Genomic DNA, 14972 nt, shown 5'->3' with positions numbered 1-14972 from the left:
CACCCCCAATCCTACTTGTTCTTATGCCGGTCTCTTCGTCTGCGTTTCTTGCGCTTATGCTTGGCTATTTTACACTTTCGTTTTTTCTTTACAGAAGACATGAGTTTCGTTTTTTCAGACTTATAAAAAGCTAGAGATTACGGGTTTCCTAGATAAAAATCAAGAAGATCTAAGCTAAAGGTTCCAATGCGGAATAATTTTGAAATCTAGCCAATTCTTTTTCGAAAACTAGCGGAACAGAGCCTATAGATCCATGACGATTTTTTGCGATGATTAGTTCAGCTGTTCCTGGTTTGTCGTGGGGGTCATAATACTCCCTACGTAATAGAAACATAACCAGATCGGAGTCCTGTTCTATACTACCGCTCTCCCTTAAATCGCTCATCATAGGGCGGTGATTTGCCCTATCTTCTACTTTTCTTGAGAGCTGAGATAGACACAGTATTGGTATATCTAGTTCTCTAGCTAAAGTTTTTAATGTTCTCGAGATTTCGGATATTTCATTTTGCCGGCTTTCAACCGTTCGCGTAGACCCTGAGAGAAGCTGAAGATAGTCGATGATAAGGAATTGAATGTCGTAGCTTTCTTTCATTCTTCGAGCTCTGGCTTTGAGATCTGTAATTTTTAATCCAGGCTGATCATCTATTAACAGCGTATGTGTTTGCATCTCGTTAACGGCCGAAACTATTCTTTGGAAGTCTATTCCTGAAAGGTTTCCCATAGAAATTTTTTGAGACTCAACTTCTGATTTCGAGCAAATCATTCTGTGGATGAGTTGGTCTGCAGTCATTTCTAAAGAGAAGATGCCGACTGGCAGGTTGTTTTTGAAGCACACATTTTCTGCAATGTTTAGGGCGAGGGCTGTTTTTCCCATGGCAGGCCTGGCGGCTAGAATCATCAAATTAGAAGGATTAAAACCGTGGATTAACCGATCTAGATCAATGAAATGAGTTGGGATTCCGGTGATAGGCTGGTATGGCTTACTTGTGTCCTTCTGTTGTTTTAGAAAAAGTTCTTGCTTTTCCTGAAGCTCTACTAAGTAGGGTTTTGGATAGGAGGGAGAGGATCCTTTTAGTCTTTCTGAGACCAGAACGTATTGATGTTTAGAAGTTTTTTGACTAATAAGAAAAAAAGCGTTTTGAGCCTCATCTAGAGCAGCAGAGACATCTTGAGGTTCTTCGAGCGCTTTGCGTTCTATATCTTTAGCCGTTGATATTATTTGTCTTAAGACAGACTTTGCTTTTACGAGTTTTGCATACTCCTCGACGTGGGCGGCAGTCCCAGAAAACTCAGCGAGGGCCAGTAAGTAGGAATAACCACCAACAGTATTTAGCTTATCTTGGCGTTTTAACTCCTCACCTACTAGATGCACATCAACTGAACGGTCCTGTCGAAACGCTTCTTGCATGACATGAAAGATGATCTTATGTTCTAGGTAATAGAAATCGTTGCTGTTCAGAAGATTAGCTACCATGTTCAAGCTGTTCACATCTGTTAGCATACACCCTAACACCATCATTTCGGATTCCTTAGAGTTAGGTGCTACGAAGGTTTTAGAAGAGCTGGGTTGCGAAGATGTTGTTGTCATAAGATAGATAATTTTCCAGTAAACTTTGGGGTAGGCTTGCTGAATAAACAGAACAGCCTTTTAAATCAATCTAGAGTTCAGAATAAACTCTTGATTAGAAACCTTCAAGACAAACTCATTTGTAAGAATCTTTGATTTTTTGGGGAGACAATCAAGGAACAAAACAAAGAGTTATTGCTCTTTTTCCAGATCCAAGGTATCTTCTAGCTTTCTTAATGGAAAGATGACTGAGTGGTCGAAAGTACGTCCCTGCTAAGGACGCGTACCCCTAAAGGGTACCGAGGGTTCGAATCCCTCTCTTTCCGATAGTAGTTCGCGAAGGCGCTTGAGGGCTTTTCTGTGGCTTTCCTTGGGTGTGTTCCTTGGAGACATGTTGAAATCTCTGCTTGCCAGGCTGGACTCGTTGTCTTATAATGGGGTCTCTCGCTCGGAAGGTGAAAGTTTCGGCCAGGCGGGAGCTTCGGAAGAATCTTACAAAGCAAATGGGAAATTTTTGCAACTTACTCTCTGTGTCACGGCTGGGCTTCGCGCTGGTGTTTGCGTATAGTCGGCTCCCTTTTCGAATAATTGCTGTTATGGGGGCCATGGCGAGTGATTTTCTCGATGGATATCTGGCTAGGCGGTACCAGGCTGCAACGAAGATAGGCTCCGTCTTGGACCCTCTCATGGATAAATTGTTTGTTGTAATCAGTGTGACGGTTCTTTATCTAGAAGGGACTCTTAGCGCGCTCCAGCTGATGGTGATGCTTTCCAGAGATTTTGCCTTATGTGTCTTTGGTGCGTACCTCTCTTTCAAGAGAGGGTGGAAAGGTTATGACTGTCGAGCAATGCTTTGGGGGAAAGTTTTTACTTTGCTTCAATTTATAGTTCTTTTTGGAGTAACTCTTTTCGGCCCAGTGCTTCCAATTTTTTGCTTTCTGCCTTTTTGTGTCTTGGTTTTTCCTGCTTTTTTTGAAAGGCTGCTCGGATATAAAAGAAGTCTCATTCATTCGGAGTAGTCGAGAGTGGCTGCTTTGATAAGTAACTTAAAATCCTCCTCTTCTGATAAGTTTTGTTCACAAAATCATTGTTTTTTTCTTTGAAATGAGGTATTCTCCTGGTCAACCTCTTTATAGTGCATAAAGTATGTTTTTCAAGATAACTCACAGGAATAGGTCGGGTCTCTCTGAGAGGGTAGAGTGTTTGGGTTTTTCGAACTATCGAAACCCTGAAACGGGAAGGGGAGAATGCAGTCGGACTTAAAGGATTTTTCTAGACTGAGAGCCTATTTTTGGCCGGTCTATCGCTCGGAACTGCATAAATTTCTTCCTCTGTTCTTATTAGCTTTCTTCGTTGGTTTTAACTATAGTCTCCTAAAAAATATGAAAGACGCCTTGATGGTGGCTGCTGCAGGTGCTGGGGCCGAAGTCATACCGTTTATCAAGGTTTGGGGAATTGTTCCTGGAGCCGTGGTTGTAACGGCTGTGTATGGGGCTTTGAGTGCCCGGTATCCTAAGGACGTCGTTTTTTACATTTTCCTTTCTTTTTTCGTAGCTTTTTTCGCTATTTTTGTTCTTTTGATTTACCCAAGCGGTGATTCGCTGCATCTGCATGGATTGGGAAACAAGCTTGCTGGTATTTTGCCCAAAGGTCTCCGAGGATTCATAGTAATGATTCGTTATTGGAGCTACACTCTATTCTACGTCATCTCCGAGTTGTGGAGTTCTATAGTGCTCTCTGTGTTTTTCTGGGGATTGGCTAACGATGTTACGACTATACGAGAAGCCGGAAGATTCTATGCTCTCATTAATACAGGATTGAATTTTTCCTCTGTGGTTGCCGGAGAGCTGTCCGTTTGGGTTGGGAGACAGTCTTTCATACACGTTCCCTTTGCTAAAGATGAGTGGCATGGCGCTATGATTAACTTAGTAATGATGATCTGCTTGGCAAGTGCAGCTATCTTCTATCTTTATCGTCGAGTGCACTATGTTGGTCTAGCTGAGGCTTTTGTAGACGCCTCGGAATTAGTTTCTTCTAAAAAGAAAAGTGAAGATAAAGGAAAATCCTCCCTCAAGGACTTGTTTTCTTACGTTCTTCGTTCGAAATATCTTTTGGGATTAGCCTTCATTGTGTTGGCATATAACTTGGTCAATCACTTGTTTGAAGTAGTTTGGAAAGACCAGGTTAGTAAAATTTATTCTACGGCCATAGAGTATAATGCTTACATGGGAAGAATTTCTACCCTTATAGGCGTGCTTTCTGTGGTCGTGGCCATTTTACTGACAGGACAAACAATTAGGGTTTGGGGGTGGACTTTTGGAGCCCTAGTCACTCCCGTCGTAGCCGCTGGTTTTGGGATAGTATTTTTCCTTGCTATTTTCTTAGCTAAAAGAGACATCAATTTAGTTCCCTTCTGGCACGTTACTCCTTTAGCGCTTTCTGCTTGGCTGGGAGGGCTCCACAATGTTTTCACCCGATCAGCGAAATTCACCTTTTTTGATCAGATTAAAGAGATGGCTTTTATCCCATTGGGCGCAGAAGAAAAACGGCAAGGTAAAGCCGCTATCGATGGAGTTGTTTCTAGAGTTGGGAAATCTGGAGGATCTTTAATATACCAGTGCTTGCTGGTGTTTTTCTCTTCCGTGGCGGCTAGTTTACACATCATAGCCACAGCGCTCTTCGTAATTCTATTGGCATGGGTTGTCGTGACAATTTATTTAGGGCGACAGATTGACGTTTTCTCCGAATCTCGAGAAGCAACAGCTTTAGGTAAGCAGGAAGAGAGCTCCCCCCAGGAGACAGTGGCTGGCACAAAAGCAATTCTGTCATAAAAAGTTGGTTATTGTGACTGTCTTTTAAAAATTCATCTTTAAGCTTTTCTTTTGTTTCTTTATCTTTTCATTTTTGGAAACTAAAAACTAAATTTTAATTTATATTCTTATGGTGAAATATTTTTTTCGAATTTGTTCTAAGACATTTATTTCTTTTTTGGGGATTTCAACAGGACTATTTCTTGCAATAGTAGTTCTTTTTGGGGGAGCCATAGCCATTGTAGGGGCCAGTTCCCAAAACATGTTGGTTTCGCTTCCAGATGCTCAAGGAAAAGTAAAGCCCTTAGGTAAGGAAACTCCTGTTGTTGCAGTTTTTGATTTGAAAGGAGTTATATGTCCTTCTAGGCATAGCGAAGAATTTTTTCGGACGGCCTTGGCAAGTTTAGATAAACCTCCTTTGACGAATCGAGTAAAGGGATTAATACTGAAAGTAGATTGTCCTGGTGGGGAGCTTTTTGAAGTGCATCGAATGTACACCTTGTTAAAAGAATGGAAGGAGAGAACGTCTGTCCCGGTCTATGTATTTATAGAAGGGTTATGTGCCTCTGGTGGGTATTATGTTTCCTGTTTGGGAGATAAAATTTTTGCTAGCTCTGTATCCCTTACAGGATCAGTTGGGGTTCTAACGGGACCTTTTTTCAACGTTAAAGATAGTCTTAATCGTTACGGGATAAAAACAGAATTGTTGAGTGGTGGAAAAGATAAAGCTCCTTTAAATCCCTTCACCGATTGGGATGCTAGCCAAAAGGAAGAAAGGCAAAAAATAGTAGATTTTTTCTATCAAAGTTTTGTTTCTCTTGTCTCTCAGCATAGACCTCTACTAACGGAATCGAAGTTAGTAAATTCTCTAGGAGCACGAGTTTATCCCCCTCTGCAAGCTAAGAAAGAAGGTTTTGTTGACGAAATTAATGTCACTTTTAACCAGGTAATCCAGGAAATATTACCTAAATGTGATATCGCCGGTGATTATCGTGTTGTGGGGATTTGCGGAGAATTGTGGTGGAAAAAGTTTATGGTTCAATTTCAGAATTCTCCACTTGTTTCTGGAAGAATACATCATCAGGTAGTGCCTTCTGAACAGAATACGCTGTCTTGGTATGCTGGAATATAAAGGAGGAATGATGGAGCAGGAAACTCTCTATGTTCTAGATGCCTCTGGCTTTATTTACAGGGCGTATTTTGCATTGCCTGACATGACAAATCCTGCAGGAGAAGGTACGAAGGCTGTATTCGGTTTTGTTCGGTCCATACAGAAGCTTATAAAAGATTTTTCTCCCAAATATATGGTGGCCGTTTTCGATGGTGAAGATAACAAAAAAAGTCGTCGAGAGTTATATGCCAACTATAAGGCCAATAGAATACAAAAATTCCCAGACTATCCAGAACAACAGGCAAAAATAAAGCAGTTTTGCTCTCTCATAGGGTTGCCGATTTTGGAGGTGGCTGAGGTCGAAGCAGATGACGTTATAGCCAGTGTTGCCAGGACTATGAAGGCTCGAGAAATAAATGTTTGTGTTTGCACTGCAGACAAGGATTTATTACAGCTTGTTCAGAATGGTGTTTATACTATGAATCCCTGGAAGGATTACGTCCAATATAGAGAAAAGGATGTCGAAAAATCTTATGGAATCCTCCCTAGATCTATACCGGATTATTTGGCAATAGTTGGGGATTCTTCAGATAATATTCCAGGAGTAAGTGGTATTGGTCCTAAGGGAGCTGTAGATTTATTGAAGGTTTACACGAACGTTGAAACTATCGTGGAGAACATTGATAAAATTTCTGGTGCCAGAGGTGAAAAGTTAAGAAATCAAAAGGATATCTTGATTTTGGGTAAAAAATTGGCAATCTTGGAAGATTCTCTACCTGTTTCTGGATCATTAGATGATTACTTGTTTTCTCATGATGAAACTAATGAAGAGTTGCAACTTTTTTACATGAAACAGGGGTTCAGGACCTTAGTCACTAAATCAGTTTCTTTGGAGGAATCTTTTCTTCCTATAATTGTTTCAAGTTCCAACCAGATCGTTCAAATGGTGGAAGCTTTGAGAGGTCGCGAAATAGCCTTCAGCTGCGCTTACACGGGAAGAGATATACCCTCTCTTAATCTTCAAGGCATTGCTTTGGCTACAAAAAATTCACGGGACGTCTTTTATTGTGATTTTTCTGAAAAACAAACATTTGCTCGCGAAGCAATATCCTCTTTGTTGTTGGATCCTGAAACTTGTTTTATTGGGTATAATGTAAAGAGAGACTTACATGCATTGATATCCTCTGGGTTCCCTATTCCTCAAGTTTCTTTTGATTTGGCTTTGGCCGAGCACTTAGTTAGTGGAGGTGCCAAGGAAACCTTCCCATCTCTACTAATAAAATATAATTTTTTTGAAGATGCGAATAAGTTAACGTCTAAAGAATTTTGGAAACTTTCTCTACCGATAGAGAATTTGCCGGATAATCCAGAGGAGTTTTTTTCTCGAATAGTTAGACGTCTTCCAGAGATTAAAGAATTCTTGTCTAAGGAGTTGAATAGAAAAGGATTGGGCAAAATATTTCAAGATCTGGAGATGCCTTTGGAGAAAGTTCTTTTAGAAATGGAACGGGTAGGTATCTTCGTAAATACAGAGCAAATGGGAGCTCTCTCCGAAGCACTACATAGAAAACAAAAAGCTGTTGAGGAAGAAATCTATTCCTTGATAGGAGAAAGGTTTAATATTAAATCTCCGAAGCAATTAGCTCACATTTTATTTACTGAATTAGGGCTACAATCTCCAGGGAAAATGACGACAAAGGCCGAGGCTTTGGAAGCGCTTTCAGGAGCTCATCCTGTCATAGATAAGATTTTGCTTTTTCGATCCTATGATAAATTATTGTCCACATACGTAGATGTGCTTCCTAAGTTGGTATCAGAAAGGACTCAAAGAATTCACCCTACCTTTAACCAAACCAATACGGCTACAGGAAGACTATCTTGTCGAGACCCAAACTTGCAAAATATTCCTGTCAAGTCGGATAAAGAGTTTGAAGTTCGGAGAGCTTTTCAACCAAAAGACATTGTTGCAGGAAGTTTTCTTGCTGCAGATTATTCTCAGATAGAATTACGGTTTCTAGCTCACTTAAGTCAAGATGAAAGATTATGCGAAGCTTTTAGTTCTGGCGAAGACGTGCACGTTTCTACGGCAGCTAATGTTTTCAGTATTCCTGTAGACAAAGTGTCTGAACAGCAAAGAAGGGTAGCTAAGGTAGTCAATTTTGGATTGGTTTATGGGCAGCAGGCTTATGGATTATCAAAGGTTTTAAAAATAAGTCTTCAAGAAGCTAAAGATTTGATAGAAGCCTATTTTTCTAAATATCCAAGGGTGAAGAAGTTCATAGATGAAACCGTAGAACAAGCTTCAGTAGATCAGAAAGTAAAAACCTTAATGGGGAGAGAGAGAATCATAGAAGATTGGAGTGAGGTGCAAGGAGCTAGAGCAGCCTCCGGGCGTCTTGCCGTGAATACTATCATCCAAGGCAGTGCAGCGGAATTAATTAAGACAGCTATGTGTAATATGGCAGAGGAATTGAAAAAAAGGCCGTACATGGAAAGTCGGATGATTTTGCAAATCCATGATGAACTGCTTTTTGAGGCTCCGGATATCGAATTGAGAGAGCTCGAAAGTATTGTGGTAAGTGTCATGGAGTCCGCTATGGAGCTGTCTGTGCCGTTGGTAACAAATATCTTAATTGGAAAAAATTGGTCAGAATGTTAGAATCAGTGAAGGTTTCCGTGACGGGGGATCCCTCCTCTGGAAAGACGGAAGCATGCCGAGTGTTTCGCAGGTTAGGCGCGTACGTTGTCAGCGCTGATCGGGTTTCCCACAGTCTTCTTATTCCTCATACACCAATAGGTAAGCGAGTTGTAAACTTGTTAGGAGACGATGTTCTTGTTGGGAATGCATTTGATAGGCGATTGATTGCTGAGAAAGTTTTTAATGATTTCGGACTCTTATGTGAGTTAGAGAGCATACTACACCCAGAGATTTGTAGGGTTATAGAAACTGAGTATCAGCAAGTGGCATTATCTGGTAAGCATCCAGTATTTGTCGCAGAAGTGCCGTTGTTATATGAGATCAGTTATGCAGACAAATATGATTCTGTGGTGCTGATTCAAGCAGATGAGGGGATACGTAGGGACCGTTTCTTGCAGAAGATGGGTTGTTCGGAGAAAGAGTTTTATCAGCGGTGTTCTAGGTTTTTTCCTTATGAACAGAGAGCTGCAGTGGCAGACGTTATCATTCAGAACAACGGTACGATAGAAGAATTAAGACAAAAAGTAGAAGAATATTATTACTCTCTAGGAGCTATATGAAAGAAGAGCAGTCTTCAACAGTCTCGCCGAAGATGAAGGATAATAAATGTTGTACAACTCCTCGTCCGGAAACTTCCTCAACAGGGGAATCTGCTAACACACCTAACGTTGAGGCTGAGCCCGTTGCTATAACGAAAATTTCTGGTTTGCAACGTATGGGTATAGATGAGCTAAACGTTTTGGCTCGGCAATATGGAGTCAAGAATATAGGTTCTTTGACGAAATCCCAAGTAGTTTTTGAGATTGTTAAAGCGAAGTCTGAAAGGCCCAATGAACTCTTAATTGGAGAAGGCGTTTTGGAAGTTCTTCCTGACGGCTTTGGGTTTTTAAGGTCGACAACTTACAATTATTTGCCTTCAGCAGAAGATATTTATGTTTCTCCCGCACAGATTCGTAGATTTGATTTGAAAAAGGGAGACACCATTGTAGGGACCATTCGCTCTCCTAAAGAAAAAGAGAAGTACTTTGCTTTGTTGAAAGTTGATAAAATCAATGGGTCTACTCCAGATAAGGCTAAGGAAAGAGTATTATTCGAGAACCTCACTCCGCTGTACCCCAATGAAAGGATAGTCATGGAGACTAGTAGAGAGCAGTTGGCGGAAAGAGTGTTGGATTTGACAGCTCCCATAGGGAAAGGACAGAGGGGATTGATTGTAGCTCCGCCTAGATCTGGTAAGACAGTAATTTTGCAGAGTATAGCCCACGCAATAGCGGTAAATAATCCCGATGTTGTGTTGATAGTTCTTCTCATAGACGAGCGTCCGGAAGAAGTTACAGATATGATTCGTCAGGTGCGGGGAGAAGTTGTAGCATCAACCTTTGATGAGCAGCCGGAAAGACACATTCAAGTGGCAGAGATGGTCATAGAAAAAGCTCGTCGGTTAGTTGAACATGGAAAGGATGTCGTGATTCTTTTAGATTCTATCACCCGACTAGCTAGGGCCTACAATACTGTGCAACCTCATTCAGGGAAGATTTTGACGGGTGGTGTTGATGCCAGTGCTTTACATAAACCAAAAAGATTTTTTGGGGCAGCAAGGAATATTGAAAATGGTGGGTCGTTGACTATTTTGGCCACGGCTTTGATAGAAACGGGTTCCCGTATGGATGAGGTGATATTCGAAGAATTTAAAGGTACGGGGAATATGGAGTTGGTGCTAGATCGACGCCTGGCTGATCGTAGAACATATCCTGCTATCGATCTCATCAAGAGTGGAACGAGGAAGGAGGAGCTGTTATATCACCCCGGGGAGTTAGAAAAAGTATACCTCTTTAGACAAGCAATTGCGGATCTGACCGCAATTGATGCGATGCACTTGTTGCTTGGTCGATTAAAGAAAACCAACAGTAATGCAGAATTTTTACTATCTTTGAAGGAATAACTTATAGTCTATAAAAGTTTCCCGAAACAGAATGCCTCATACGAGGTAGGGAAAGGTCTAATGGTGCTCGTCTTCCGGAGGGGTGTACGGGTTTTTAAGGGAAGTAGCTGTGTTTATCAAGAATGTTTGTTGCCTGAATGACTCTAGAGCAGATATTTTGTGCCCTTCCCTCCCCGAGGACGTGGACGGAGCATCGTTATTAGCATTACCGGCGATAACAGGAACATGGGTTGATGGTAAGTGTGAGCCATTTGCCGTAGAGTCTCTGATTTCCAGGGGTATTTCGACTGTTCTTTATTCTAATGACAAACACTCTCCCATAACGACGGTCTCTCAGTTGTTGGAGAAGCATCTTATTTTAGGCAAGTTATTTGTCGGAAATAAGGTCCGTATTAAGCATAGATTGTTTTTTTGCGGTTCTTCGGAAAATTTGAGTGAAATAGAACTTATCCGGCACTATCGGAATCTCTGCTGTGGAATAGAATTATTTGTTGAAGAGGGCCTGTCAAGCAGAATGATGGATAGAATATTTCATTTTGCTGCAGAGGAAGAGATAGAAGTAGCACTTCGCCTAGATTTTTTTATGGAAGGAAGGAGAATACAGGTTGAGGAGCAGTTAGAAAAAAAAGCAGTAGAAGAATCTTTGGAATTTTCTGCTAAGCATGGGACCGTTCTGCGTATATCAGGAGTAAGGTCTTTTGAGGGGTTGAAACTGATCCGATCTGCGAAAAATTCAGGGATCAGGATTATTATGGAGGTGCATTTAAGTTGTTTTTTCCTAAGAAGTAGCGGTAGAATTCTTGTTGATTCTCAAGATCTATGCTTAGAATTTTCTGAAGAAGAAAACTTTTTTTGGGAAGCTGTAATGGATGGAACTGTGGATTCTATAAGTACGATCGCTTTTTTAGGAGGAAGCAAGGACTTGGATGCCAAATTCTATATTCCCTTCATGATGCACGTAGTTTCCCAGAAGATAATGCCTTTAGATAGAATCAAGCAGCTTCTCTTTAATCAAGTGTCCGCTTTTCAAACACCTATCAGCAAAGATGATTTTATCTTAGTAGACCCTTCACTCAAAGGTAACTTTGCGAGGAAAGAGTTTTCTAGTGAATATGAACGGAAATTTTTGGCAGGTCGTAGTTTTTCTGGTTGGCCCGTTTTTATCGTTATAGACGGAGTTGCTTATGGGATTCACAACCACGGTTCAGAAGTTTTTTTAGGATGTCATAATTCCTGAGAGAATTTCTGGGAATATCACAATTTTTGAGTATAAATTAGTTCCCGATGGATAGTTGTTAGTTATTTCTGCCAGGAGCTCTTGCACAGAATCTTGGATTTCTTGTGTTGTTGGGTGCGGTGATGGTAGGCGCTTTCCTGCGAATTTTTTTCCCTGGTGAATTGTGCGATGCCAGTGTGTTGGAAGAAGAGGGGGAGTTTCTTTATAGGGGATCCCCACGAATACCTGGATGATCATACTCTATTTCTGTGATAAGTTTGCTAGTAACACATAGGTCTTTGCGTATACGTCATCGTTAATTGTTTTTCTGCAAGAAATAATCATTTGCACTATTTTTTTACAAATTTTTGAGGAGAGGGTTTTTTGTTTCATTAATTCAAAGATTAACGAATATTGCAACTTATAAAATTAAGAGCGTGAAAATTCTTAGAGCATCGAGAAGAGTTATTTTAGTAGATAAAAGTGGTGGAAGGCGTTCGAATAATGAACGTTTTACTGCTTGAACTTTTCGTGAGTTTGTTACGCCTCGAAGAGGAAAGCTGTAAAGAAAGGTTCTAACCAATAGACGCAGTAGAGGGGAAGAAAAAATCATGCAGAGGCAATCTTATGAGGAAAGGGCCAACTTAACTAAGCATCCTCTTTCCAGGAAATTATTTTCTTTAATGCATAGTAAGCAAACAAACTTAGGTGTAATCGCAAATAGTTCTAAGAGTCACGAAATATTAAAATTAGCAGAAACTATTGGTCCTAATATCTGCATATTGAAAACGCATGTAGATATTCTAGAGGATTTTACTCCAGATTTTTCGCGAAACCTCCGGAGCATAGCTGACAAACATCAATTTTTGATTTTTGAGGACAGAAAGTATTCTGAATTAGGAGAGGTTGTAGAGCGTCAGTATGGTGGTGGGTTATATAAGGTGGTGGATTGGGCAGATTTGGTTAGTGTACATCTTTCTTCGGGGGAAAAGATTATAGATTCCTTAAGTTTAGTAGGGAAGGATAAGGGGCGGGGTATTGTTTTACTAGCAGATAGCAGCATGGAAGATATTTCCTGTGACAGTTCCTTGGTGGCCATACGATGGGCTGAGAAGAGGCCAGATTTCATTATGGGGTTTGAATGTTCTAGAAGACTTTGTTTAAATGAAGGTTTTTTGCATTTCACTTCCATTCGTAAGTCTCTAATTGAAGACACTTTTTGTTCCATAAAGCTCTCTCCAGAGCATGTTATAGGTGCTTGTGGAGGAGATGTTATTCTGATAGATGATAGTTTTTTGGGATCGGGAGATCCAGAAATTATTTCTAGAGAGTACAGAAATCGAGGCTATATTGCTTATAATCAATATTGATTGAAAATAGAATCGAGAATCGAAACTTTTGTTTTGTTTTATTAGTTTTTTAATATTAAAATTAATATTAACTGGAAGGTTCGATGGTTTCTTTTAACAACGCAGGTCGCTATTTTGGATGCTCCTATCGAGATAAGGTTGGGGTGATAATTTTATGCGGAGGAGAAGGCAAAAGACTTGCTCCCCTAACTAAGAATCGTTGTAAACCTACAGTTTCTTTTGGCGGAAGGTACAAGTTAATAGACATACCTATTTCTCACGCCATAACTTCGGGTTTTTCTAAGATTTTTGTAATTGGGCAGTATTTAACATATACTCTTCAGCAGCATCTTTTTAAGACCTATTTTTACCATGGCGTAGTACAGGATCAGATACATCTTTTAGTTCCAGAAGAAAGAAATGGTGAAAAAATTTGGTATCAAGGCACGGCTGATGCCATCCGTCAGAATTTATTATATTTAGAAGACGTAGATGTAGAATATTTTCTTATTCTTTCTGGGGATCAACTATACAACATTAATTTTCAGAAAATGGTTGATTACGCACAATCTACAAATGCAAGTATGGTCATAGCTGCTCAGCCTATCCCCGAGAAGGATGCCACTAGAATGGGGGTCATGCTTTTTGATGATGAGTATTCTTTGAAAGATTTCTATGAGAAGCCCCAGTCTCCAGCAGTTTTAGATAAATTTAAATCACAATCTACATGTGGTCGAAAAAAACAAAAGTTTGGAGATAAAGGATTTTTTTGGGGCTCCATGGGCATTTACTTGTTTCGTAAAGAAGAGTTAGTTCACTTATTAAAAAACGATAATCGGGAAGATTTTGGGAAGCATCTTATACAAACGCAGATGCAGAAGGGAGATGTTAAGGTATTTGTTTACGACGGTTATTGGACGGATATAGGGACCATAGAATCCTATTACGAAGCAAATCTCTCTTTAACAAGACTTCCATTGAATCCTGACGAAGGTCTTAGTTGCTACAGAGATGCTGGAAAGATTTTCAGTAAGAATCACCATTTGCCAGGAGCAATGATTTCTAACTCTTTAATTTCAGATTCTTTATTGTGTGAAGGAGCTATAATTAATTCTTCGAAGATTTCTAGTAGTGTGCTGGGAATACGCTCCGTTATTGGGCAAAACACAGTGATTCAGGATTCTGTTCTCATAGGGAATAGTGGGTACTCTTTCAAAAATTCGCGAAAAGTTGGAATTGGTCAAGATTGCCTGATTCAGAAAGCGATCATAGATGAGAATTGTTCCATTGGTAACGGTGTGATACTAACAAACAGTCAAGAGCTGCTAAATTATGAATCTCCAGACGGTAAAGTAACAGTCAGAGATGGTATAATCATTATACCCAGTGGGACAGAAATTCCGGATAACTATGTTTTTTGAAGCATGGTTGAAATTTTTTTCCTTCGCGCAATATTTTCGTATCAGCTCCTTTTAGCAGTGGTTTTTTTACTAATATTGTAATATGCGTGCGATGGAGAGTACGTTATGAAGTTGTACGCATTGGCTGATCTACATCTGTGCTTGGGTGTCCCGGAAAAAACTATGGAGATTTTTGGTGATCCTTGGACGGGGTATTTAGAGAAGCTTCGGAAGGGTTGGTGTTCTACGGTTTCTGATTTGGATTGGGTTCTTCTTCCCGGAGATATTTCCTGGGGAAAGAGTTTGGATGAATCGAAAGAGGATTTTTCCTTCATAGGGGAGCTCCCTGGGAACAAGGTTGTCATTAAAGGAAACCATGATTATTGGAGCTCTTCTTCAGCTAGTAAGTTGTCAGCTGCTCTTCCAAGTAACATTACTTATCTCAGAGGCGGAGTATTTCGGATTCCTGGAACTAAGATTGATATTATAGGGACTCGCTTGTGGGATCATTCTTCTATAAATATTCCTTCCAGTGTTTTTAAGTCTCCTAAGGGAAACAAAATATGGACGGGAGAGCAAATTGTTCACAATGAAAAGATTTTTCAACGAGAATATCTTAGGTTGAAAGAGGCATGTAAACAGCTTCCCTTAGATAGTGAAAAAATTATAGCTATGACTCATTACCCACCGATATCTTTCGATGGATCCTCAGGACCTGTTTCTGAACTGTTAAGCGATTATGATGTAGACGTTTGTGTGTTTGGTCATATTCATGGATTAAAATCTATTTTTCCAAAAGAATTTCCTGGTAATTCTGTTCAGTATAGGCTGGTCGCTGCAGACTATGTAAATTTTTGTCCTCAACGAATTTTATAGTGC

Annotated in this window: 14 protein-coding genes and 1 tRNA gene; 12 read left to right on the top strand and 3 right to left on the bottom strand. The window is 40.2% G+C overall.

Going from position 1 to position 14972, the window contains the following annotated elements; all coding sequences use genetic code 11:
• Positions 1-11 precede the first annotated feature (11 nt).
• Positions 12-101, bottom strand: a complete 90-nt coding sequence (locus KJA62_RS05215; protein WP_213318732.1) for an AURKAIP1/COX24 domain-containing protein — start codon at positions 99-101, stop codon at positions 12-14.
• 68 nt (positions 102-169) lie between these two features.
• The gene (dnaB, locus tag KJA62_RS04055) at positions 170-1588 is read right to left on the bottom strand and encodes a replicative DNA helicase (RefSeq protein ID WP_213318731.1); all 1419 of its coding nucleotides are present in this window, start codon (positions 1586-1588) and stop codon (positions 170-172) included.
• 217 nt (positions 1589-1805) lie between these two features.
• Here dnaB and KJA62_RS04050 point away from each other — a divergent pair.
• The 9 genes from KJA62_RS04050 to KJA62_RS04010 all read left to right on the top strand — a co-directional run bounded on the left by KJA62_RS04050 (position 1806) and on the right by KJA62_RS04010 (position 11365).
• A tRNA-Ser gene (locus KJA62_RS04050) sits at positions 1806-1893 on the top strand.
• Between the two features lie 65 nt (positions 1894-1958).
• Complete coding sequence (locus KJA62_RS04045) at positions 1959-2135, top strand: hypothetical protein (RefSeq protein ID WP_213318730.1); 177 nt, start codon at positions 1959-1961, stop codon at positions 2133-2135.
• Positions 2071-2586, top strand: a complete 516-nt coding sequence (locus KJA62_RS04040; protein WP_213318729.1) for a CDP-alcohol phosphatidyltransferase family protein — start codon at positions 2071-2073, stop codon at positions 2584-2586. Before KJA62_RS04045 ends, KJA62_RS04040 begins: the two co-directional genes overlap by 65 nt.
• 228 nt (positions 2587-2814) lie before the next feature.
• A complete protein-coding gene (locus tag KJA62_RS04035) occupies positions 2815-4398 on the top strand; it encodes an Npt1/Npt2 family nucleotide transporter (RefSeq protein WP_213318728.1) in 1584 nt (527 codons plus the stop codon).
• A 109-nt stretch (positions 4399-4507) separates the two neighbouring features.
• Entirely contained in the window at positions 4508-5509 is a 1002-nt protein-coding gene (locus KJA62_RS04030) for a S49 family peptidase (RefSeq protein WP_213318727.1), read from the top strand.
• A complete protein-coding gene (gene polA, locus KJA62_RS04025; RefSeq protein ID WP_246481897.1) occupies positions 5496-8147 on the top strand; it encodes a DNA polymerase I in 2652 nt (883 codons plus the stop codon). The genes KJA62_RS04030 and polA overlap by 14 nt, the downstream gene beginning before the upstream one ends.
• Positions 8141-8746 (top strand): dephospho-CoA kinase, encoded by a 606-nt coding sequence (coaE, locus tag KJA62_RS04020; protein WP_213318726.1) that lies wholly within the window; start codon positions 8141-8143, stop codon positions 8744-8746. Before polA ends, coaE begins: the two co-directional genes overlap by 7 nt.
• Positions 8743-10128, top strand: a complete 1386-nt coding sequence (gene rho / locus KJA62_RS04015; RefSeq protein WP_213318725.1) for a transcription termination factor Rho — start codon at positions 8743-8745, stop codon at positions 10126-10128. The genes coaE and rho overlap by 4 nt, the downstream gene beginning before the upstream one ends.
• Before the next feature lie 109 nt (positions 10129-10237).
• Positions 10238-11365, top strand: coding sequence for an amidohydrolase family protein (locus KJA62_RS04010; protein WP_213318724.1), 1128 nt, complete (start codon positions 10238-10240; stop codon positions 11363-11365).
• Here the strand turns inward: KJA62_RS04010 and KJA62_RS04005 are convergent.
• Positions 11345-11602 carry a hypothetical protein gene (locus tag KJA62_RS04005; RefSeq protein ID WP_213318723.1) on the bottom strand — a complete coding sequence of 86 codons (258 nt, stop codon included), beginning with the start codon at positions 11600-11602 and terminating at the stop codon, positions 11345-11347. The two genes, KJA62_RS04010 and KJA62_RS04005, sit on opposite strands and share 21 nt — an antisense overlap.
• 353 nt (positions 11603-11955) lie before the next feature.
• Between KJA62_RS04005 and KJA62_RS04000 the strand changes: the two genes are divergently transcribed.
• The 3 genes from KJA62_RS04000 (at position 11956) to KJA62_RS03990 (ending at position 14969) form a co-directional block, all read left to right on the top strand.
• On the top strand, positions 11956-12714 hold the full coding sequence (locus KJA62_RS04000) for an orotidine 5'-phosphate decarboxylase / HUMPS family protein (RefSeq protein WP_213318722.1): 759 nt from the start codon (positions 11956-11958) through the stop codon (positions 12712-12714).
• 83 nt (positions 12715-12797) lie between these two features.
• Positions 12798-14114 (top strand): sugar phosphate nucleotidyltransferase, encoded by a 1317-nt coding sequence (locus KJA62_RS03995; protein ID WP_213318721.1) that lies wholly within the window; start codon positions 12798-12800, stop codon positions 14112-14114.
• 105 nt (positions 14115-14219) lie between these two features.
• Entirely contained in the window at positions 14220-14969 is a 750-nt protein-coding gene (locus KJA62_RS03990) for a metallophosphoesterase (RefSeq protein ID WP_213318720.1), read from the top strand.
• Positions 14970-14972: the final 3 nt, after the last annotated feature.

The organism is Chlamydiifrater volucris (genome assembly GCF_902806995.1).
Classification (GTDB): domain Bacteria; phylum Chlamydiota; class Chlamydiia; order Chlamydiales; family Chlamydiaceae; genus Chlamydiifrater; species Chlamydiifrater volucris.
Note: the sequence above shows the minus strand (reverse complement) of the source record. Positions and strands in the feature narration are given on the sequence as shown.

What these genes read in the sequence shown, in the direction of transcription:
- KJA62_RS05215 (WP_213318732.1), bottom strand. Translation starts at nt 101, where the DNA reads ATGTCTTCTGTAAAGAAAAAACGAAAGTGTAAAATAGCCAAGCATAAG.
- dnaB (WP_213318731.1), bottom strand. Translation starts at nt 1,588, where the DNA reads ATGACAACAACATCTTCGCAACCCAGCTCTTCTAAAACCTTCGTAGCA.
- KJA62_RS04045 (WP_213318730.1), top strand. Translation starts at nt 1,959, where the DNA reads ATGTTGAAATCTCTGCTTGCCAGGCTGGACTCGTTGTCTTATAATGGG.
- KJA62_RS04040 (WP_213318729.1), top strand. Translation starts at nt 2,071, where the DNA reads ATGGGAAATTTTTGCAACTTACTCTCTGTGTCACGGCTGGGCTTCGCG.
- KJA62_RS04035 (WP_213318728.1), top strand. Translation starts at nt 2,815, where the DNA reads ATGCAGTCGGACTTAAAGGATTTTTCTAGACTGAGAGCCTATTTTTGG.
- KJA62_RS04030 (WP_213318727.1), top strand. Translation starts at nt 4,508, where the DNA reads ATGGTGAAATATTTTTTTCGAATTTGTTCTAAGACATTTATTTCTTTT.
- polA (WP_246481897.1), top strand. Translation starts at nt 5,496, where the DNA reads ATGCTGGAATATAAAGGAGGAATGATGGAGCAGGAAACTCTCTATGTT.
- coaE (WP_213318726.1), top strand. Translation starts at nt 8,141, where the DNA reads ATGTTAGAATCAGTGAAGGTTTCCGTGACGGGGGATCCCTCCTCTGGA.
- rho (WP_213318725.1), top strand. Translation starts at nt 8,743, where the DNA reads ATGAAAGAAGAGCAGTCTTCAACAGTCTCGCCGAAGATGAAGGATAAT.
- KJA62_RS04005 (WP_213318723.1), bottom strand. Translation starts at nt 11,602, where the DNA reads ATGATCATCCAGGTATTCGTGGGGATCCCCTATAAAGAAACTCCCCCT.
- KJA62_RS04000 (WP_213318722.1), top strand. Translation starts at nt 11,956, where the DNA reads ATGCAGAGGCAATCTTATGAGGAAAGGGCCAACTTAACTAAGCATCCT.
- KJA62_RS03995 (WP_213318721.1), top strand. Translation starts at nt 12,798, where the DNA reads ATGGTTTCTTTTAACAACGCAGGTCGCTATTTTGGATGCTCCTATCGA.
- KJA62_RS03990 (WP_213318720.1), top strand. Translation starts at nt 14,220, where the DNA reads ATGAAGTTGTACGCATTGGCTGATCTACATCTGTGCTTGGGTGTCCCG.